The following is a 19,609-nucleotide window of genomic DNA, read 5'->3' as shown; positions in this document are numbered from 1 at the left end:
CGGCTGGGAACGGCGGGCGTTACGGCCGGTGAGGAAGTCGTTAGAGGGGGTTCGTAGACTTGTCAACTGTGACCGAGAACGCCCAGCCGCAGCAGACCGACCTTCCGGGTACCTGGAACCCGGCCGACGAAGAAGCCTCGCTCTACCAGCGTTGGGTAGACGCCGGCTACTTCACGGCCGACCCCACGTCGGACAAGCCGCCGTTCACGGTAGTCATCCCGCCCCCGAACGTGACCGGTTCGCTGCACATCGGGCACGCGTTCGAGCACACCCTGATCGACGCCATCACCCGCTACCACCGCATGCTCGGCGACGAGACGCTGTACCTGCCGGGTATGGACCACGCGAGCATCGCGGTCCACGCGCTGGTCGAGAAGCAGCTCCGCGCCGAGGGCACCAGCCGCCGTGAGCTCGGCCGCGAGGCCTTCGTGGAGCGCGTCTGGCAGTGGAAGAACGAGCACGGCGGCAAGATCCTCGCCCAGATGAAGCGCCTCGGCGAGGGCGTGGACTGGACCCGTGAGCGGTTCACCATGGACGACGGGCTGTCCAAGGCCGTCAACACGATCTTCAAGAAGCTCTTCGACGACGGCCTGATCTACCGCGCCGAGCGGCTGGTCAACTGGTCGCCGGAGCTGCGGTCGGTGCTGTCCGACGCCGAGGTGAAGCACGAAGAGGTCGAGGGCGAACTCGTCTCGATGCGCTACGGCGACGGCGAGAACGCGATCGTCGTGGCCACCACCCGGATGGAGACGATGCTCGGCGACACCGCCGTCGCGGTCCACCCGGACGACGAGCGCTACACCCACCTCATCGGCACCGAGGTCGAGCTGCCGCTGACCGGGCGCAAGATCCCGATCGTCGCGGACAAGCACGTCGACCCGGAGTTCGGCACCGGCGCGGTCAAGGTGACCCCCGCGCACGACCCGAACGACTTCGAGATCGGCCAGCGCCACGACCTGCCGATGATCACGATCATGGACGAGCAGGGCCGGATCGACGGCACCGGCACCGAGTTCGACGGCATGGACCGCTTCGAGGCCCGTGTCGCGGTGCGGGAGAAGCTGCGCGAGCAGGGCCGCATCGTCGCGGAGAAGCGCCCGTACCTGCACAGCGTCGGGCACTCCGAGCGGTCGAAGGAGCCGATCGAGCCGCGGCTCTCGCTGCAGTGGTTCGTCAAGGTCGGCCCGCTCGCGAAGGCCGCCGGCGACGCGGTGCGCGATGGCCGCGTGAACGTCCACCCGGCGGAGATGGAGAAGCGCTACTTCGACTGGGTCGACAACCTGCACGACTGGTGCATCTCGCGTCAGCTGTGGTGGGGACACCGCATCCCGGTCTGGTACGGCCCGAACGACGAGGTCGTCTGCGTCGGACCGGACGAGGAACCGCCCTCGGGCGAGGGCTGGACCCAGGACCCGGACGTCCTCGACACCTGGTTCTCCTCGGGCCTGTGGCCGTTCTCCACCCTCGGCTGGCCGGAGAAGACCCCGGACCTCAACAAGTTCTATCCGACGTCGGTGCTGGTCACCGGCTACGACATCCTGTTCTTCTGGGTCGTGCGGATGATGATGTTCGGCCTCTACGCCACTGGCGAGGCGCCGTTCAAGACCATCGCGCTGCACGGCATGGTCCGCGACCAGTTCGGCAAGAAGATGTCGAAGACCGCGGGCAACGGTGTCGACCCCATCGAGTGGATGGACAAGTACGGCACCGACGCGCTGCGCTTCACCCTCACCCGGGGCGCCAACCCGGGCACCGACGTGCCGATCGGCGAAGAGTGGGTCGCGGGCTCCCGGAACTTCACCACGAAGCTCTGGAACGCGACCAAGTTCGCGATGATGAACGGCGCGGACGCGAACGCCCCGCTGCCCCCGGCCGCCGAACTCACCGAGGCCGACCGCTGGATCCTCGGCAGGCTCGGCAGTGTTGTCGACGAGGTCACCGGATACCTGGCGGACTACCAGTTCGCGAAGGCCACCGACACGCTCTACCAGTTCACCTGGACCGAGCTGTGCGACTGGTACCTGGAGCTGTCGAAGGTCCAGGTCTTCCAGGGTGACGAGGCCCGCGTGACGGCGACGCGCGCGGTGCTGGGGCACGTGTTCGACACCGTGCTGAAGCTGCTGCACCCGTTCATCCCGTTCATCACCGAGAAGCTGTGGACGGCGCTGACCGGCCGCGAGTCGCTGGTGATCGCCCCGTGGCCGGTGGCGGACGCCTCGTACGCCGACGCCGTGGCGGACAAGCGGATCGCGGACGTGCAGAAGCTGGTCACCGAGGTCCGCCGGTTCCGCGCGGACCAGGGCCTCAAGCCCAGCCAGAAGGTGGCTGCGCGGCTGTCCGGCGACGGGTTCGCCGAGATCACCGGGCACGACGAGCCGATCCGCTCGCTGGTCCGGCTCACCCGGCCCGAGGAAGGCTTCGCGCCGAGCGCGTCGCTTGAGGTCGGGTTGTCGGCCGGTGTGGTGACCGTCGAGCTGGACCTGTCCGGCACGATCGACGTCGCCGCGGAGCGCAAGCGCCTGCAGAAGGACCTCGGCGCGGCGGAGAAGGAACTGGCGCAGGCCGAGGCCAAACTCGGCAACCAGGCCTTCATCGACAAGGCGCCGGAGCCGGTGATCGGCAAGATCCGGGCCCGTAAGGAGACCGCGGTCGCGGATATCGAGCGCATCAACGCCCGGCTGGCCGCCCTCCCCGCCTCCTGACAAGCGCTATGAACGGTCCGTTCCTTGCAAAATTTGCAAGGAACGGACCGTTCATGGCATTCAGCGGAGGTGACGGAGGATCACTCCGGCCACCCCCGCCATCCCCGTGCGGTACGGGTGGTAAGCCGCCGCGGCGAGCAGTTTCGTGTGCTGCCCGTTGATCCACGCGGCCCCGTTCGGCGCGCAGGCGTCGTGTCCCGCGGACGGTCCGAACGTGTCCACGAAGGTCGACTTGCGGTCGGCCGCGACGGCCTTCTCGATCGCCGAGTTCAGCGACTTCTCGACGTCGTTGAGCCAGGCGTAGTCGCCCTCGGCGAAGGGCAGGATCTTCGGGCAATAGCCGCGCTCCGGTGCGATCCGGGGATAGCCGACCACGAGCACGGCGGCGCGAGGTGAGCGGGCGTGGATCCCGGCCAGCACCTTCTCGACGTTCTTGCCGGTACTGGCGATCTTGGCCTTGATGGTGTCGACACCATCGACGGTGAACCTCTCCTGGCACGGGTTCCCTGCGGGATCGCTCGCACGCAGTGCCGGGCAGGTGCCGACGAGCGTGCCGAAGACGCCGTAGTCGTTGCCGCCGATACCGACCGTGACCAGGTCGGTGTTCGCGCGCAGGGCGCTGAACTGGGGCGGGTTGCTGCCGAGGGTCACGCGTTGGCGCTGCGTCATGTTGGTGGTGTCGGCGCCGCCGCAGCTGATGTCGGTGAAGGAGCGCACCCGCAGCGCCGCGGCGAGCATCGACGGGTAGTTCTGCGTCGACTTGCCGCAGAAGAGCGGATCGAGGCGGGGGAGCGGGATGAGCGGTCCGGAGGTGTAGGAATCACCCAGCGCGACGTAATTCCGGTAGGACCGCGTGGTGGCGGTGGCCGCCGTGGCGGAGGCGATCAGCAGGACGACGGTCGAGACGGCCGCGAACAGGACGCGTCTGTAGCGCATGAGGACCCCGATCTCCGGACTGGATGGCCTCTCAAAAATGAACCGCATCCGCCCCCGTCGGCGCCGCCGATCGGGTGGTCGGGTGCCGGTTTCACCCGCTTGGGGCGTCACATCGGGTGATCGTCTTCCGGTCGCCGGTAGACGAGGAGATAGCGGTAGAAGAGCAGGTTCCGGACCTTGCTCCCGGGCAGCAGGTGGGCCGCGTCGCGCCGGATCCGGTTCATCGGCGGGTAGGTCTCCACGATCGGCGCCGACGGCAGCGGGTCGGCGCCGCCGTTCAGCCGGTCGCCCGCGTACACGACCACCCTGGCCAGCGCGTTGACCGGCGAGGCCACGAGAGCGCGCGCGTAGTCGGCGAAGGTGCTGGGCCTGCCGAGACCGAGCACGGCGAGCACACCGCCGGGGACCAGCGCGTCACGCAGCTTGGCGACCGTGTCGAACGGCACGTGGTGGAGCATCGCGAGGCAGGAGATGAAGTCGTACGCCTCGTCCGGCAGCTTTTCGGCGACCACGTCGGCCTGCCGGTACGAGATCGTGCCGGGGCCCGGTGAGCCGGCGGCGCGGGCGAGGTCGATCATCGGACCGGACCGGTCGATCGCCTCGACGTACATCCCGGTCGCCGCGAGCCGCCGTGCGAACCGCCCGCTGCCGCAGCCCACGTCCAGCGCCACGCCGGGGCCGGGAGGCAGCTGGTCGAGCAGCAGCGGGTGATAGTGGTCGTTGTGGTTGAACCCCATGCGTCGAGAGTGCCAGGAAAAGCCGCACGTAGACTCGGCCCGACAGGCAGCAAGGGTAAGAGGAGAGTTCGTGCCGCGAGGTGACGGCCGGGATTCCGAAGATTTCAGGGAATCCCCGGACCTGGCAGATCTGGACAGTTTCGCCGGTGTCGACGAATTGGGGGCCCGCGCCCACGATCCGTCCGACGACACCGACCCGGATCTGGACGCACCCGACGCCGCGTACCAGGCGGGCGGCGGTTCACGGGGCGGCATCGGCGGGATCGGGCAGCTGGGGGACAACCTCGCGCTCGGCCCCGTGCCGGACCTCGTCGCCCCGGAGGACGTGGAACTGCACGAACTGGACGACCAGGGCGACGAGTTCGCCCCGTCCGACCCCAACGGGCAGCAGGCCCGCCGCGAACTGCTCGCCGTCGAGGCCGAGCTGAACCAGCGCTGGCCCGAGACCAAGATCGAGCCGTCCCTCGCCCGGATCGCGGCCCTGGTCAACCTGATGGGTGAACCGCACCGCGGTTACCCGGTGCTGCACGTCGCCGGGACCAACGGCAAGGGTTCGACCACCCGGATGATCGACGCGCTGCTGACCCGGATGGGTCTGCGCGTCGGCCGGTACACGAGCCCGCATCTGCAGCTGGTCACCGAGCGGATCGCGCTCGACGGCGCCCCCATCTCCGCCGCCGCGTACGTCGACCTGTACCGCGACGTCGCGCCGTACGTGACCATGGTGGACAACGCCGGTGGCCAGGACGCGGTGCCGATGAGCAAGTTCGAGGTGCTGACCGGGATGGCGTTCGCGGCCTTCGCCGACGCGCCCGTCGAAGCCGCGGTCATCGAGACCGGGCTCGGCGGCTCCTGGGACGCCACCAACGTCGTGGACGGCGACGTCGCCGTCATCACGCCGATCGGCGTCGACCACGTCGAGTACTTCGGCGGCTCTCCGGCCAAAGCCGCGGTGGAGAAGGCCGGGATCATCAAGCCCGGCAGCGTCGCGGTCATCGCCGAGCAGGAGCCCGAGGTCCAGAAGATCCTGCTGGAACGTGCCGTCGAGGTCGACGCGAGCGTCGCCCGCGCGGGCAGCGAGTTCGGTGTGCTGGAGCGCGAGGTCGCCGTCGGCGGGCAGATGCTGAAACTGCAGGGCCTCGGCGGGGTGTACGACGAGATCTTCCTGCCGCTGCACGGCGCGCACCAGGCCGCCAACGCCGCTCTGGCGCTGGCCGCCGTCGAAGCGTTCTTCGGCGCGGGCAAGGACAAGCAGCTGGTCGTCGAGGCCGTTCGCGAGGCCTTCGCCGAGGTCGAGACCCCCGGCAGGCTGGAGCGCGTCCGCGCCGCACCGACAGTGCTGCTCGACGCCGCCCACAACCCGCACGGCGCCAAGGCGCTCGCGACCACCGTCGCCGAGGAGTTCGCCTTCCGCCGTCTCGCCGCCGTGGTCAGCGTGATGGCGGAGAAGGACGCCCGCGGCATCCTGGACGCCCTCGAACCGGTGGTGTCCGAGATCGTCGTCACCAAGAACTCGTCCCCGCGCGCGATGCCGCTCGACGAACTCAACGACGTCGCCATCTCGATCTTCGGCGAAGACCGGGTCGTGGCCGAGCCCAGCCTGGACGCCGCGATCGAGACCGCCATCGGCCTCGTCGAGCAGAGCGACGACCCTGAGGAACCGCTGGCGGGCGGCGGCGTGCTGGTCACCGGCTCGGTCGTCACCGCGGGCGAGGCCAGGACCCTGTTCGGTAAGGAGCCGGCGTGACCGACGAGACCCCGAAGCCGCCCGCCAAGGACCCGATGAAGTCCTTCCGCGGTGTGATGGCCGGTTCCCTGATCATGGAGGGCATCACCGTCGCGCTCGCGCTGCCGGTGGTGGCGAAACTCGGGGGTGGCGTCGGCTCGCTCACCGGCTGGTCGGTGATCGTGATCGCGGTCGCGCTGATCGTGCTGTGCGGTTTCCTGAAGAAGCCCTGGGCCGTGCCCGCGGTGCTCGTACTGCAGGTCGCGCTGATCGCCTTCTTCGTCGCGCTGCCCGCCGTGGCGATCCTCGGGGTGATCTTCCTCGGGATCTGGCTGTGGCTGCTGTGGCTGCGGCGGGACGTGGCGCGGCGGATGGCGGCGGGGACGCTCCCGAGTCAGCAGCAGCAACCGCAGTAACGGCGTCGCCACTTGGAGATCCGTTCTTCGTGATGACGGTGGGCAGGTTGCGGCTGCGTCGCGACTACGGAAGCAAATAGCCCCCGGTCGCCGGAATCCGATTCCGGCGAGCGTTCACGGGAGTCGGCGGCAGCGTGCGACCGCTGTAGCGGGAAGTATTGCGATGCCGCCACTTGGGCATGCCGATGGGCCCGTCGCCTGGTGGTCGGCGGGCTCTCGGTGTCAGCGGTGGTTGCGGCGGGGTGTTTGTAGCGGATCCAAATACTGCGGTGGAATGAACTCCGGTCGGCCGCCGGTCATCTGGACTTTCCAGCCGGATTGTCCGTGGATGACCATGTGGTGATATCGGCAGAGCAGGCAGAGATTGTTCAGGTCGGTGTCGCCGAGCTGGCCCCACGGCAAAATATGGTGGGCTTCGCAGTGTTTCGGTCTTCGCCGACAACCGGGGAACGCGCACCCCTGGTCCCGCAGGTTCAAGGCGCGGCGTTGAGCAGGGGTGACGCTGCGGGCGGCGCGCCCGATGTCGAGAGGTTCGCTCTCGCTGCCGAGAAGCGCGGGGATGATTTTCGCGTCGCAGGCTAGCATCCGGGCATGCCGGGCGGTGATCTGCGCGACCCCGTCCACGCAGGCCGCCCCCAGCCCGGACGTCAAAGTCTCCAGGGGGATGGTGACCACGACCGTCGTGCGGTCTCCGGACAGGGTGGGGGCTTTGTCGTTGGTCATCGCGTAATGGATCGCGTCGAAGAGTGCGTCCCCATGGCGCTCGCCCGGAGTACGGGGGTCGCGGTTGCCGTCCTCGTCGACAGGTCTTCGCTGTCCCCAGGTCTCGAACAGGGCGTTGGCGCGGGCCCCGAATTCCGGGTCCAGGAGGCCGTTGAGCCGCCACCAGCCATCGTCGCGCTTCCGTAAATACACCTCGCGTGAGGGTGGTTTCAGGTCCTCGTCCTTGGGTTCGTTCCCGTCGGGGTCCATGTGTGCCAAGAGGTCGGCGCCGACATTGCTGATCTCCTGCGGTCCGGCGTGGCGGGCCAAGGTGACCAGTATCTGCTCGGCGCCGGTCCGGTCGTCGGCCGAGGCTTCGGCCGGGATCTTCTTCAGCACCGCGAGGATCGGATCCAGCTGCTGATGCCCGAGGTCACCCTCCGCCGCCGCAGCACCGGCGATCGGCGCGAACGCCGGGGCGGGAGTGCCATCCAGATTCCGGCTCTCGTTCACAGCCAACGCGCGAGTCACGGTGTCGCGGGCCTCGTTCGGGCTGACCCTCGCGGTCTCAGAAAACCAGCCCGCGGTCGAGCCGTGCCCGAACAGTTCCATCGGGCCGCGGGATTCGATCTCGACCAGGAATTGCCCGACCTCCGCCAGTGCCTGCCGTGCCACCGACAACCGCTCCACCACACCGTGCGCGAGCTCCCGCGCACCGGCACGCCACAACTCCTGCGGCGGTTCGAGGATACGTTGTCCGGACACCCCACGAGAATACCAGGTAATCGAACAAAGATTCGAATCAAAAGTTAGCAAAACGCGCGAAAATTGGTTCACTTTCCTTAGGGGAACTCTTTGTTGCGAAGCATTCTTTAGTCGCTTCTCGGCGGCGAAAACTTCCTTCGCTGGCTAGAACGCGCGAAGCACGACAAGCCGAATAGAGTCGCGGAGACCGCCGGAATGGCTACCGTCCGTTCGTTCATCACCGCGCAAACCGCCGTTGGCCCACCGGCCGTGGCCGCGGGATAGAACCGCGCCATGACCGCAACCCACCACAACCGCCGCACGCTGCTCAAAGCCGGTCTCACCGGCGCCGGAGCGGTCGCGGGCGGCCTGCTCCTCCCTGGAACCGCGAACGCCGTTCCGCTGCTCCGAAGCGACCGTCCGGTGCTCACCCACGGTGTCCAGTCCGGCGACGTCTCCACCGGTTCCGGCATCGTCTGGTCGCGCGCCGACCGGCCGTCGCGGCTGATCGTGGAGGTCTCCCGGGATCCGTCGTTCCGGCACGCGCGCCGCGTGCGCGGCCCGGTGATGAGCCCCGAGACCGGCGGTACGGGCAAGGTCCGCGTCGCGGGCCTCCCGCCGGGGACCGAAGTCCACTACCGCGTGACCGCGGAAGGCCTCGACGGCCGCACTCGCAGCGAGGCCGTCACCGGCCGCTTCGCCACCGCCCCCGTCGGCCGCTCCGACGTCCGGCTGCTGTGGTCCGGTGACGTCGCCGGGCAGAACTGGGGCATCAACCCCGAACGCGGCGGTATGACGATCTACCGTGCGATGGCCGACCGCCGTCCGGACCTGTTCCTCCACTGTGGAGACACGGTCTACGCCGACGGCCCGCTCACCGAGACCGTCGCGCTGCCCGGCGGGCGGGTATGGCGCAATATCGTCACCCCGGAGAAGTCGAAGGTCGCCGAGACGCTCGACGAGTACCGCGGCCAGTTCGCCTACAACCTGCTCGACGAGAACCTCAAGCGCTTCACGGCGAACGTGCCCGCTTACGTCCAGTGGGACGACCACGAAGTCGTGAACAACTGGTACCCGGGGGAAATCCTCAACGACCGCCCCGAATACACCGAGAAGCGCGTCGACGTGCTCGCCGCGCGGGCATTCCAGGCGTTCCACGAATGGCACCCGATCGACCGCCGCCAGGCCGTCGACGGCCGTGTGTACCGCAACTTCCGGCACGGCTCGCGCGCCGAGGTCTTCGTGCTGGACATGCGGACGTACAAGGACGCCAACACTTCGGATCAGACCAAGCCGGGTCGCATTCTCGGCGATCGCCAGGCCCGCTGGCTCGTCGACGCGCTCGACCGCAGCACCGCGACCTGGAAGATCATCCAGGCCGACCTTCCGATCGGGCTCACCGTCCCGGACGGCAAGGCCATCGAGGGCGTCGCCAACGGCCTTCCCGGCGCGCCCGGCGGCCGCGAGACCGAACTCGCCTGGGTGCTGCGGGAGATCTCGCGGCGGCGGGTGCGCAACGTCGTCTGGCTGACCGCCGACGTGCACTACACCGCGGCGCACCACTACTCGCCGGATCGCGCTTCCTTCACCGAGTTCGACCCGTTCTGGGAGTTCGTCTCCGGCCCGCTCAACGCCGGCGCGTTCGGCCCGAACAAGCTCGACCCGACCTTCGGGCCGGAAGCGGTGTTCGTGCACGCCCCGCCCGCCGCGAACACCTCGCCCGCCGACGGCTTCCAGCACTTCGGAGAGGTGAACATCGACGGACGGAGCGGCGCGCTCACGGTCGATCTGAGGGACGCTAGGGGCGCTTCGCTGTGGTCGAAGACCCTGCGGCCCCAACGCTGAGCAGTTCCGTCAGCACCGCGATGCTGAGCTCGCCGTGCCCGGCCTCGGCCGCCCGCCGCACGAGGTCGTGCATCGGCCGCTGCCATCCGACGTCGACGCCTTCCTCGGCCAGTTCGAGGTCGGCGGCGGCACCGGCGTGGAAGATATTCACCGAGGCAGCGGGGGCCGAGTAGTCGCCGCTGTCGATTTCCTTGGCGTACATCGGAAGTACCGAGATGATCATCTCGAACCACTTGGTGGCGTACGGCAGGAGCGTTCCGGCTTCGAGCCCGCGCGACCGCAGCGCGGCGGCACCTTGGAAGAACCCGACCAGCGCGGGCAACAGGGTGCCGCCGACGGCCATTTCGTACAGCGCCGCCAGATCGGTCTCCTCGCCGAGGTGGACGGTGTCGCCGCCCAGCACCCGCAACGTTTCCAGGTGCTCGTCGAAGACGGTCTTGTCGCCGCCGTAGTACAGCAGCGTGTCCGGTGCTCCCACGGCCGACGGCACGTTCTTGATCGCGCCGTCGAGGAACCGCGCGCCGCGATTCCCCGCCCACTCGGCCATCCGGCGTGCTCCCGCCGGTGAGCCGCTGTTCAACGTGACCAAAGCGCGTCCGGTCAGCGAGGCCGCTTCCAAAGCAGCACGGGTGTCTTCGTAGGTGGTCAGGCAGGCGACGGTCAGCGGACTCGCCCGCACCGCGTCGTCGGCCGTCGCGGCCGGACGCGCTCCGCGCGCGACGAGGGAATCTGCCTTCGAGGCCGTCCTGTTCCACACGGTGGTCGGATGCCCGGCCGCGAGGAAAGCATCCGCGAGGGCCGAGCCCATCGAACCGAGGCCCACGACGGTCACCGGTGTCTTCGGCATTTTTCGCTCCAGTCAAAGGAAATCTTCGGGATGACCCCATGCTGGGCGGTCGCGTACATTCGATCAAGTACCTACTATTTTGCCGGGTACCGACAAAAAGGTAAGTGAAGCGATGACCAAGAACCGCACGTTCACCTGCGGCCTCGACGCCGCGATCGCCGTCGTGGGCGGCAAATGGAAAGGGCTCATCCTGTTCGCGCTCCAGGACGGTCCGCTGCGCTTCGGGGAGCTGCGGCGCGCGGTGCCCGGTATCAGTGAACGGGTGCTGATCCTGCAGCTGCGCGAGATGGAGACCACCGGGCTGCTGCATCGCGAGGTGTATCACCAGGTTCCGCCGAAGGTGGAGTACTCGCTGACCGGTTTCGGGGATTCCCTCAACACCGCGATGGCCGCGCTCGGTGAGTGGGGCGAGGAGCACCTGGAGCGCATCGAGGCCATTCCCTGGTCCGACGTGAAGTGAGCGGCGAAGCCCCCGGTAGGCTCCGGGCGAATAGCACGAATCCCACCCAAGGAGAAATACCGCCGTGACTGAACGCACGCTGGTCCTCGTCAAGCCCGATGGCGTCGCGCGCGGCCTCGTCGGCGAGGTCATCGCTCGCATCGAGCGCAAGGGCCTGAAGCTCGCCGCCCTCGAACTGCGCACCGTCGAGCGCTCGGTCGCCGAGGAGCACTACGCCGAGCACAAGGAGCGCCCGTTCTTCGGCGACCTCCTCGAGTTCATCACCTCGGGCCCGCTGGTCGCGATCGCCGTCGAGGGCCCGCGCGCCATCGCCGCCTTCCGTCAGCTCGCCGGCGGCACCGACCCGGTCGAGAAGGCCACCCCCGGCACCCTGCGCGGCGACTTCGCGCTGGAGACCCAGTACAACCTGGTGCACGGTTCGGACTCCCCGGAGTCGGCCGAGCGCGAGCTCAAGCTCTGGTTCCCCGAGGTCTGACACACTCGTGGACGGCGCGGGACCGCCGCGCCGTCCACGAACCTGGGAGCCGTGATGACACCGGATGAGTACCTGGAACACCTGCGGGAGCTCACCGCCGGTTTCGCGCGGGTGGCGAGCACCGGGGACCACGCCGCGCCCGTGCCGTGCTGCGGCGACTGGCTCCTGCGTGACCTGGTCGTCCACCTCGGCAACGTCCACCGCTGGGCGGCCGGGATCGTGCGCACCGGCGAGCTCGCCCCGCAGCGCTTCGAGGAAGAACCCGGGGCGGATCTCGCCGCCTGGTATCGCGAAAGCGCGGACGAGCTCATCGAGGCGCTGGGCGAGGCGGCTCCCGAAGACGGCGCCTGGAACTTCACCGCGGCCGCCAAGACCAAAGCCTTCTGGTTCCGCCGCCAGGTCCACGAGACCGTGGTGCATCTGCTCGACGCGCATCGCGCGGCAGGGACCGAATACACCCTGGATCCGTCCGTCGCCGCCGACGGCGTGGACGAGGTCCTCCTCGGCATGCTGCCGAAGGTGAAGCGCTGGCACACCCCGCCCGTGGTCACCATTCCGTTGCTGCTGAAGACATCCGACACCGGACACGCCTGGTTGATCACACCGCCGGGCGAAACCGACGTTCCCGGCTCGCGGCAGGCGGATCCCGCCGAAGCGGCCGGTGCCGTCGTCGAAGGGCCTGCGGAAGCGCTGGACTTGCTGCTGTGGCAACGGATCGAGCTCGACGGTGCGGGCCTGGAAATCACCGGTGACGCCACGGCGGCGAAGACCTTCCTCGCCGGGCCTTTCACGCCCTGACCTTCGCGCCCTACGCCGTTCGGTTCACGTTCACCTCGGGGTCTTCTCCTGGCGGCCCGCGTCCGCTGTGCTGAGCGGTGCTGCCTGTCACTCGATCGTGGGGTAACTCGTGAGAAGATCACGTCTGTTGTTGCTCGCTGCCCTGCTGCCCGGATTGTTCGTCGCCCCACCGGCGTACGCCGATCCCTTGGCCGCTCCGCTCGGTCCGGCGCCCGTCGAAGCCGCCCCAGCGGCCTCTTCGGCGAAGGAGGGGCCGTCCGCGTACGCCGTGGCCGCGCCCGACGACGGTCTCGTCACCACCAGCGCGACTTCGCGCGTGGCGCCGGGCCTGAATCTCACCGAGTTCGACCGGTACGACCCGGCGGGCTGGATCCGCGGCGACACCCTCGCCGTCGATCTCACCGACAAGACCCTCAAGCCGGCGTACCTCAGCCCCGGCACGGTTTCCGCGCGGACGCCGCTCTCCCAGCAGGTCGCCAGGGCGGGCGCGGTCGCCGGGGTCAACGGGGACTTCTTCGACATCAACGCTTCCGGCGCGCCCATCGGCGTCGGCATCGACGCCGGGAAACTCCAGACGGCGCCCGCGCGCGGTCACAACCTGACCGCGTCGATCACCGAGGAAGGCAAGGCGCGTCTCGCGGAGGTGTTCCTCGACGCGTCGGTCACCCTGCCCGACGGCAAGGTCGTGCCCGCGTCGAACTTCAACAGCCCCGTGCTGAGCGGCGACGCGATCGGTGTCTACACGCCGCTGTGGGGCGCGTCCTCGCGGCGGACTTCGGTCGCGGGCGCCCGGCGCGTCGTCGAGATCGAGGTCTCCGGCGGTGTGGTCACGCAGGTGCGGACACAACCCGCCGACGGCCCGATCGCCGCGGGGGCGACGATCCTGCTCGCCCGTGACGGCGGGGTGGATTCGTTGTCCGGCTTGAAGCCCGGCGACAAGGTGGGCGTCGCGTACGCGCCGAAGAGCGACGCGGGCAAGCTGTCCGTCTCGGTCGGTGGGAACAAGGTCCTGCTGCGTGACGGCGCGGTCCAGCCGGTCGACAACGTCGCCATGCACCCCCGTACCGCGGTCGGGTTCTCCGCCGACGGCACGAAGATGTGGCTGGCCACGGTCGACGGACGCCAGGCGGACAGCCGCGGCATGACCGAACTCGAACTGGCCCGGCACATGAAGTCGCTCGGCGCGGACGACGCCATCAACCTCGACGGCGGCGGCTCGTCGACCATGCTCGCCCGCGAGGAGGGCGAGAAGTCGCCGCTGGTGCGCAATTCGCCGTCGGACGGCGGGGAACGCCTGGTGCCCAACGGGATCGGCGTCGCCACCGTGCCGGGAAGCGGGCGGCTGACCGGATTCGCGCCCGCTCCCGCGCAGGACACCACCGACGCGACGCGCGTGCTCTCCGGGCTGACCCGGAAACTCGTCGCCGGGGGCCACGACGAGACCGGCGCCGCCGTCGACGCCCACGTCCAGTGGCTCAGCACCAATCCCTTCCGCGGCACCGTGACCGACGGCGTGTTCACCGCGCACGCCGACCGGCTCCGGCCCGACGCGCCCGCGAACGTCGACGTCTACGCGAAACGCGGTGGCGTCATGGGCAAGACCACGCTGAACGTCCTCGGCTCACCGGTCCGGCTGGGCACGAGCACCGAACAGGTCGCGCTGTCCGGCGAAGGCGCGAGGAGCACGTTCAAGGTTTTCGGCTACGACGCCGACGGTTACGGCACGTGGATCGAACCCGACGACGTCAAACTCGACTACGACCCCGCGGTGGTGAAGATCGAACCGTCCGGTGACGGGTTCGCGGTCACCGCGCTGAAGGCGTCGGGCGCTTCGGCGATCACCGCCTCCGCGGGCGGGAAGGTGACGCATCTGGCGGCCTCCGTCGGCACGGAGTCCCGTGTCGCGGCACCGCTGGACGGCCCGGCGGGCTGGACCGCCAGCGTCTTCCCGGCCGTCGTCGGCGCCGCGCTTTCCGAGGCGCCCGGCCGTGACGGTGGTCGCGGTCTCGCGCTGGACTACCGGCTGAACGGGACCAACGCCACGCGCGCGGCCTACGTCAACTCGGCGTCGCCGCTCGCGGTGCCGCGCGGCACCCAGCGCGTCGGCCTGTGGGTCAACGGCGACGCGAAGGGAGCTTGGCTGCGGGCGGAACTCCGCGACGCCGCCAACGTCCCGTCGGTCGTGGACCTGTCGCTGAGCGTCGACTGGACGGGCTGGCGTTACGTCCGCGCGGCCATCCCGGCCGGGCTCCCCGATGGGCAGCGACTGACGAAGTTCTACGCCGTCGAGAACGTCCCCGCCGAGCAGTACGAGGGACGGCTGGTGTTCGACGATCTCACCTTCGAGGTCGCGCCCGCGGCCGCCGTCCCCGCCGACCCTGCGCCGCGTGACCCGGCGCTGATCACCGACGGCGCCGCGACCGGTGGCCTGCGGATCGCCGTGGTCAGCGACGCGCAGTTCACCGCCGACCAGCCCGGCGGCCCGCTGGTCGCCCAGGCCCGGCGCGCGCTGCGCGAGGCGGTGGCGGCGAAACCGGATCTCGTGCTGATCAACGGCGACTTCGTCGACCGGGGCACGGCCGCCGATTTCGCGCTGGCGAAGTCGGTCATCGACGAGGAACTCGTCGGCAAGGCGCCTTGGTACTACGTGCCGGGCAACCACGAGGCCGACGGCGGACACGGGCTCGCGGAGTTCCAGGCGGCGTTCGGGGAGACCCACCGCGTCGCCGACGTCGCCGGGATCCGGTTGGTGCTGATGGATTCCTCGCGCGGATCGCTGCGCGCGGGCGGGTTCGACCAGATCCGGATGCTGCGCGAGGCGCTGGACGGGGCGAAGGCGGACAGGCGGATCCGCGGCGTGGTCGTCGCGATGCACCATCCGGTCAAGGACCCGAGCCCCACCGGGAACTCGCAGCTGGCCGACCGCAAGGAGGCCGCCATGCTGACCGGCTGGCTGACCGCCTTCGAACGCGAGTCGGGCAAGCAGGCGGCCTCGATCGCCTCGCACGCGGGCGTTTTCGCCCTTTCGCGGGTCGACGGCGTGCCGTATCTGGTGAACGGCAACTCCGGGAAGTCGCCCGCGGCGGCTCCGGGTGACGGCGGGTTCGTCGGCTGGACGATGGTCCGGTTCGAGCCGGGGGACAAGGCGCAGCCGGTGCGGTTCGAGACGCGGCCGAACGTCGACGCGCTGACGCTGTCCGGTCCCTCGTCGCTCGCGCGCGGGGAGAAGGCGGACGTCCGTGCCGTGGTGACGCAGGGAACGCGTCAGGTGCCGGTTTCGTATCCGGTCAGCGCGGACTGGAAGGGCGGCTGGGGCACGCATGTCGCCGGCGGATTCCTGCCCGCGATGCCGTGGGACGTCGCGTCGTTCGACCCGGCGAGCGGGGTGCTGACCGCGCTGCGGCCGGGGACGGCGAACCTCTCGGTCACCGTCAACGGGGTGACGCGGAGCCTCTCGGTCACCGTCCGCTAGTGCTAGGAACGGTCCTTTCCTTGCGAAATTCGCAAGGAAAGGACCGTTCATTGCACGCGTCAGGCGGCTTCGTCCCCTTCTTCGACCGTGCCCGGCAGCGCCGGACCCCGCGGCGGGATCGCGTCGGCGGCGGCCGGGTCCACGGTCCGCACCGAACCGTCGGCCGCGGCCCGCGCGATCGCGAGCATCGAGGCCCGCGCGTCCTGGATCTGCTGCTGTTCCCGCTCCGGGATGAGGCTCAGCTCGATCAGCACGCTGCCGTTGCCGAGCAGCCCGTACCCGTTGCGCGCGATGCCCTGATACGAACCGCCCGGATACTGCGAGACGTAGCCGCCGTTGCCGTCGATCGACCGCTGCACCACGACCGCGATCTGCTTCGCGAAGTCCACATCGGACGGTTTCACGCCCGGATGCGTGGGCCACATCGTCGAAGCGGTGATCTCCTTGCCGTCGGCGTCCCGGTAACGGCCCTGCATGTGGTAGTCGACCATGATGTCCGGCTTGAACGACGCGTTCCGCCGCTGGATCAGGCCCGCTTCGGTGGCCGGGTTGTCCTCGGGCGCGACGGCCGGGTCGTGGTAGCGGTTGATGTCGTACCCCTTGCCCTTCTCACCGTATTCGGGAGTGGCGTCCGGGTCGTAGTTGTAGCGCCAGTCGCGCTCGTGCCCGTCGGGGTTGGCGCGCACGACGATGTCGACGGTCACCTTCGAAAGCAGCTTCCGCGCCCACGCGCTGTTCCCGACGCCGACCTCGCGCAGGAACTCGAGCGCGGCGGGGGTGCCGAGCGGCTCGTCACCGTGCTGCTGGGTGACGTACTGGATCCGTGTCTTGCCGTGGCCGACCCTGGCCGCCCACACCGGACGGCCTTCGTTGCTGCGGCCGATCTTGTCCACGCGGATCTTCCCGTGGCTGAGCACCGCCAGCTTGTGCAGTTCGAAGGCCAGCTTGGCGGTGGACGGACGCGGGTCCACAGTGGCCGCACGGGGCTCGGCCGCCTGCGCGGCGGGCGCCACCAGGAGCCCGGCGCTGACAAAAACGGACAACAGGGCGATTTTGGGCTTGAGACTCATGGTCGGTGAGTATCGACGAGCGAGGACCGTCCAACAAGGGACCGGATAAACCGGTCGAGTTTTGTCGGTGGCAGGTCCTAGGGTGCTTACCGTGGGTGACTCGGAGCACGAACCGGCGATGGTGCAGGCGAAGGCGTTGGTCAAGCGTTTCGGCGATTTCGAGGCCGTACGCGGGATCGACGTCGAGGTCCGCCCGGGGGAGGCCTTCGGCTTCCTCGGGCCCAACGGCGCGGGCAAGTCCTCCACCATGCGGATGATCGCGAGCGTCTCCCCGCGCACCGACGGTGACCTGCGGGTCCTCGGCATGGATCCGGACGTCGAGGGGCCGAAGATCCGCGCCCGGCTCGGCGTCGTGCCGCAGCAGGACAACCTCGACACCGAGCTCACCGTCCGGCAGAACCTGCAGATCTACGGCCGCTACTTCGGGCTCTCCCGGTCGCACGTGCGGAGCAAGGCCGAGGAGCTGATGGAGTTCGCCCAGCTCACCGACCGGGCGAACGCGGAGGTCGATTCGCTCTCCGGCGGGATGAAGCGGCGGCTGACCATCGCGCGGTCCCTGGTCAACGACCCGGAGCTGCTCCTGCTCGACGAGCCGACCACGGGGCTGGATCCGCAGGCCCGCCACCTGTTGTGGGACAGGCTGTTCCGGCTCAAGGCCGGCGGGACCACGCTGATCATCACCACGCACTACATGGACGAGGCGGAGCAGCTCTGCGACCGGCTGGTCGTGATGGACAACGGCCGGATCGCCGCCGAAGGCTCGCCCGCGGACCTGATCAGCCGGTACTCCACCCGCGAGGTCGTGGAGCTGCGCTTCCCGAACGGCGAGCAGGAGGCGGCCGCGAAGCGGATCGAAGGCCTCGCCGAACGCGTCGAGGTGCTGCCGGACCGCGTCCTGCTCTACACGATGACCGGCGAGGCCACCCTCGAACAGGCGCACGCGCGCGGGCTGCGGCCCTTGTCGAGCCTGGTCCGCCGCAGCTCGCTGGAGGACGTCTTCCTCCGCCTCACCGGCCGGACGCTGGTGGACTGATGACCACAGCACAGACGAAGGCGTCGACGGGCCGCGTGGTCTCGCGCTGGGCTGGAGCCTGGCTGCGGGTCGAGGGCCATTGGATGTGGTACCGCCGCTACTGGGTGTCCACTTTGTACTCGACGGGCCTGCAACCGGTGCTCTTCCTGGCCGCGATGGGGCTCGGGTTCGGCTCGCAGGTCCAGGCCGGCGCGGCGACGGGCGGGTTCTCGTACCTGGAGTACGTCGCTCCCGCGCTGCTCGTGGCCGGTGCGGCGCAGCTGGCGGTGGGGGAGTCGAGCTACCCGGTGCTGTCGGGTTTCAAATGGCAGCAGGACTACATCGCCGTCACCGCCACCCCGATCACGCCGGGGCAGGTGCTCGGCAGCCAGATCATGTGGGTGAGCCTGCGGCTGACCCTGGCGGGCACGATCTACGCCGTCATCGCGGCGCTCTTCGGGTCCTGGACGAGTTTCGGCGTGCTCGCCGTCATCCTGATCGGCACGCTCACCGGCATCGCGTGCGGCACCCCGGTGATGGCACTGGCCGCGACCACCTACGACGAGGGCACCCGGTTCGGCCTGGTGTTCCGGTTCATCCTGATCCCGATGACGTTGTTCTCCGGCACGTTCTTCCCGATCACCGAACTGCCTGCCCCGCTGATGTGGATCGCCTGGATCTCCCCGCTGTGGCACGGCAACGAGGCCGCCAGAGCGATCAGCCTCGGCACCGTCGGCCCGCTCGCCACGCTCGGCCATCTCGCGTTCCTGATCGTGCTGGCCGGGGTGGGCTGGGCGTTGGCGCACAAGTACTTTTACCGACGGCTGGTGGTCTGAAATGGCGGTGCTCACCGAAGTCCCGCGCCGCGGGGTGCTGCTGCGCATCCTGCCGTCCGCGCTGTACAGCGGCCGGTCGACAGCGGTGCTGGAGCGGACCTTCCTGACGTACTCGCACGCCTGGATGCTGTTCGTGTCCGGTGTCTTCGAGCCGCTGTTCTACCTGATGGCCTTCCAGCTCGGCTTCGGCAAGCTCGTCGGCGAGGTCGTCGGGCCCGGCGGCCAGGCGATGAGTTACGTCGCCTTCGTCGCGCCCGGCCTGCTCGCCGCGTCGGCGATGAACGGCGCGATCCTCGACTCGACGTACAACCTGTTCTTCAAGCTGAAGTACGCCAAGCTGTACGACGCCATGCTCGCCACCCCGATCGGGCCGCTGGACATCGCGCTCGGCGAGGTCGGCTGGTCGGTGCTGCGCGGCGGGATCTACTCGGTGACCTTCCTCGGCGTGATGACCGTGATGGGGCTGCCCGGGTCGTGGTGGGCCCTGCTGATGATCCCGGCGGCGCTGCTGATCGCGATGGCGTTCTCGGCCATCGGCATCGTGCTGGTGACCTTCCTGCGGTCGGTGTCGCAGTTCGACTACATCAACCTCGTGCTGATGCCGCTGTTCCTGTTCTCCACGACGTTCTACCCGCTTTCGGTGTACCCGGCGGGGATCCAGTGGATCGTGCAGATCTTCCCGCTGTACCACGGCATCGAGCTGATGCGCGGGCTTTCGGCGGGTGTCCTGTCGTGGGGCATGGTCGGGAACGTCGCGTATCTGGTGGCGCTGGCGGCGGTCGGGATCTACGCGTCCTCGAAGCGGTTCGGCAAGCTCCTGCTGCGCTGACC

Annotated in this window: 16 protein-coding genes; 11 read left to right on the top strand and 5 right to left on the bottom strand. The window is 69.2% G+C overall.

Annotation, left to right across the window (positions count from 1 at the left end; genetic code table 11):
* The first annotated feature begins 68 nt into the window (after positions 1-68).
* Positions 69-2,702, top strand: a complete 2,634-nt coding sequence (locus ACIBTM_RS37270) for a valine--tRNA ligase (protein WP_395881863.1) — start codon at positions 69-71, stop codon at positions 2,700-2,702.
* Positions 2,703-2,762: 60 nt separating this feature from the next.
* Here ACIBTM_RS37270 and ACIBTM_RS37265 read toward each other — a convergent pair whose 3' ends face one another.
* The gene (locus ACIBTM_RS37265) at positions 2,763-3,638 is read right to left on the bottom strand and encodes an SGNH/GDSL hydrolase family protein (RefSeq protein WP_395881862.1); all 876 of its coding nucleotides are present in this window, start codon (positions 3,636-3,638) and stop codon (positions 2,763-2,765) included.
* A 107-nt stretch (positions 3,639-3,745) separates the two neighbouring features.
* Complete coding sequence (locus tag ACIBTM_RS37260; protein ID WP_395881861.1) at positions 3,746-4,375, bottom strand: class I SAM-dependent methyltransferase; 630 nt, start codon at positions 4,373-4,375, stop codon at positions 3,746-3,748.
* Between the two features lie 70 nt (positions 4,376-4,445).
* Here ACIBTM_RS37260 and ACIBTM_RS37255 point away from each other — a divergent pair, with 70 nt between their 5' ends.
* Entirely contained in the window at positions 4,446-6,122 is a 1,677-nt protein-coding gene (locus ACIBTM_RS37255; protein ID WP_395881860.1) for a bifunctional folylpolyglutamate synthase/dihydrofolate synthase, read from the top strand.
* Positions 6,119-6,517, top strand: coding sequence for a DUF4233 domain-containing protein (locus ACIBTM_RS37250; protein ID WP_034316250.1), 399 nt, complete (start codon positions 6,119-6,121; stop codon positions 6,515-6,517). The genes ACIBTM_RS37255 and ACIBTM_RS37250 overlap by 4 nt, the downstream gene beginning before the upstream one ends.
* Before the next feature lie 222 nt (positions 6,518-6,739).
* Here ACIBTM_RS37250 and ACIBTM_RS37245 read toward each other — a convergent pair whose 3' ends face one another.
* The gene (locus ACIBTM_RS37245) at positions 6,740-7,984 is read right to left on the bottom strand and encodes a DUF222 domain-containing protein (RefSeq protein WP_395881998.1); all 1,245 of its coding nucleotides are present in this window, start codon (positions 7,982-7,984) and stop codon (positions 6,740-6,742) included.
* Positions 7,985-8,257: 273 nt separating this feature from the next.
* Between ACIBTM_RS37245 and ACIBTM_RS37240 the strand changes: the two genes are divergently transcribed.
* Complete coding sequence (locus tag ACIBTM_RS37240; protein WP_395881859.1) at positions 8,258-9,808, top strand: alkaline phosphatase D family protein; 1,551 nt, start codon at positions 8,258-8,260, stop codon at positions 9,806-9,808.
* On the opposite strand, the gene ACIBTM_RS37235 is transcribed toward ACIBTM_RS37240, so the two are convergent.
* Positions 9,762-10,655, bottom strand: a complete 894-nt coding sequence (locus tag ACIBTM_RS37235) for an NAD(P)-dependent oxidoreductase (protein ID WP_395881858.1) — start codon at positions 10,653-10,655, stop codon at positions 9,762-9,764. The two genes, ACIBTM_RS37240 and ACIBTM_RS37235, sit on opposite strands and share 47 nt — an antisense overlap.
* Before the next feature lie 112 nt (positions 10,656-10,767).
* Between ACIBTM_RS37235 and ACIBTM_RS37230 the strand changes: the two genes are divergently transcribed.
* The 4 genes from ACIBTM_RS37230 (at position 10,768) to ACIBTM_RS37215 (ending at position 15,860) form a co-directional block, all read left to right on the top strand.
* Complete coding sequence (locus ACIBTM_RS37230; RefSeq protein WP_395881857.1) at positions 10,768-11,115, top strand: winged helix-turn-helix transcriptional regulator; 348 nt, start codon at positions 10,768-10,770, stop codon at positions 11,113-11,115.
* A gap of 64 nt (positions 11,116-11,179) precedes the next feature.
* Positions 11,180-11,590: a nucleoside-diphosphate kinase gene (ndk, locus tag ACIBTM_RS37225; protein ID WP_005158515.1), complete on the top strand. Its 411-nt coding sequence runs from the start codon at positions 11,180-11,182 to the stop codon at positions 11,588-11,590.
* Between the two features lie 54 nt (positions 11,591-11,644).
* Positions 11,645-12,388, top strand: coding sequence for a maleylpyruvate isomerase family mycothiol-dependent enzyme (locus ACIBTM_RS37220; RefSeq protein ID WP_395881856.1), 744 nt, complete (start codon positions 11,645-11,647; stop codon positions 12,386-12,388).
* Between the two features lie 127 nt (positions 12,389-12,515).
* Positions 12,516-15,860: a phosphodiester glycosidase family protein gene (locus ACIBTM_RS37215; RefSeq protein WP_395881997.1), complete on the top strand. Its 3,345-nt coding sequence runs from the start codon at positions 12,516-12,518 to the stop codon at positions 15,858-15,860.
* A gap of 59 nt (positions 15,861-15,919) precedes the next feature.
* Here the strand turns inward: ACIBTM_RS37215 and ACIBTM_RS37210 are convergent, their stop codons facing one another.
* On the bottom strand, positions 15,920-16,930 hold the full coding sequence (locus ACIBTM_RS37210) for a M14 family zinc carboxypeptidase (RefSeq protein WP_395881855.1): 1,011 nt from the start codon (positions 16,928-16,930) through the stop codon (positions 15,920-15,922).
* A 118-nt stretch (positions 16,931-17,048) separates the two neighbouring features.
* On the opposite strand from ACIBTM_RS37210, the gene ACIBTM_RS37205 reads away from it, so the two are divergent.
* Genes ACIBTM_RS37205 through ACIBTM_RS37195 form a run of 3 tightly spaced genes read left to right on the top strand, consistent with a single transcriptional unit; the run spans position 17,049 to position 19,607 of the window.
* A complete protein-coding gene (locus ACIBTM_RS37205; protein WP_046199923.1) occupies positions 17,049-17,963 on the top strand; it encodes an ABC transporter ATP-binding protein in 915 nt (304 codons plus the stop codon).
* Entirely contained in the window at positions 17,963-18,778 is an 816-nt protein-coding gene (locus ACIBTM_RS37200; RefSeq protein ID WP_395881854.1) for an ABC transporter permease, read from the top strand. The genes ACIBTM_RS37205 and ACIBTM_RS37200 overlap by 1 nt, the downstream gene beginning before the upstream one ends.
* A 1-nt stretch (position 18,779) precedes the next feature.
* Positions 18,780-19,607 (top strand): ABC transporter permease, encoded by an 828-nt coding sequence (locus tag ACIBTM_RS37195; RefSeq protein ID WP_395881853.1) that lies wholly within the window; start codon positions 18,780-18,782, stop codon positions 19,605-19,607.
* Positions 19,608-19,609: the final 2 nt, after the last annotated feature.

Origin of the sequence: Amycolatopsis sp. NPDC049868, from assembly GCF_044461365.1 — a bacterium.
In the GTDB taxonomy this organism is placed as follows: Bacteria; Actinomycetota; Actinomycetes; order Mycobacteriales; family Pseudonocardiaceae; genus Amycolatopsis.
This window is presented reverse-complemented; position numbering and strand designations above follow the sequence as displayed.

Excerpts from the sequence above, each read along its gene's own strand:
- ACIBTM_RS37265 (WP_395881862.1), bottom strand. The coding sequence starts at position 3,638 with ATGCGCTACAGACGCGTCCTGTTCGCGGCCGTCTCGACCGTCGTCCTG.
- ACIBTM_RS37260 (WP_395881861.1), bottom strand. The coding sequence starts at position 4,375 with ATGGGGTTCAACCACAACGACCACTATCACCCGCTGCTGCTCGACCAG.
- ACIBTM_RS37240 (WP_395881859.1), top strand. The coding sequence starts at position 8,258 with ATGACCGCAACCCACCACAACCGCCGCACGCTGCTCAAAGCCGGTCTC.
- ACIBTM_RS37235 (WP_395881858.1), bottom strand. The coding sequence starts at position 10,655 with ATGCCGAAGACACCGGTGACCGTCGTGGGCCTCGGTTCGATGGGCTCG.
- ACIBTM_RS37230 (WP_395881857.1), top strand. The coding sequence starts at position 10,768 with ATGACCAAGAACCGCACGTTCACCTGCGGCCTCGACGCCGCGATCGCC.
- ACIBTM_RS37220 (WP_395881856.1), top strand. The coding sequence starts at position 11,645 with ATGACACCGGATGAGTACCTGGAACACCTGCGGGAGCTCACCGCCGGT.
- ACIBTM_RS37210 (WP_395881855.1), bottom strand. The coding sequence starts at position 16,930 with ATGAGTCTCAAGCCCAAAATCGCCCTGTTGTCCGTTTTTGTCAGCGCC.
- ACIBTM_RS37205 (WP_046199923.1), top strand. The coding sequence starts at position 17,049 with ATGGTGCAGGCGAAGGCGTTGGTCAAGCGTTTCGGCGATTTCGAGGCC.
- ACIBTM_RS37200 (WP_395881854.1), top strand. The coding sequence starts at position 17,963 with ATGACCACAGCACAGACGAAGGCGTCGACGGGCCGCGTGGTCTCGCGC.
- ACIBTM_RS37195 (WP_395881853.1), top strand. The coding sequence starts at position 18,780 with ATGGCGGTGCTCACCGAAGTCCCGCGCCGCGGGGTGCTGCTGCGCATC.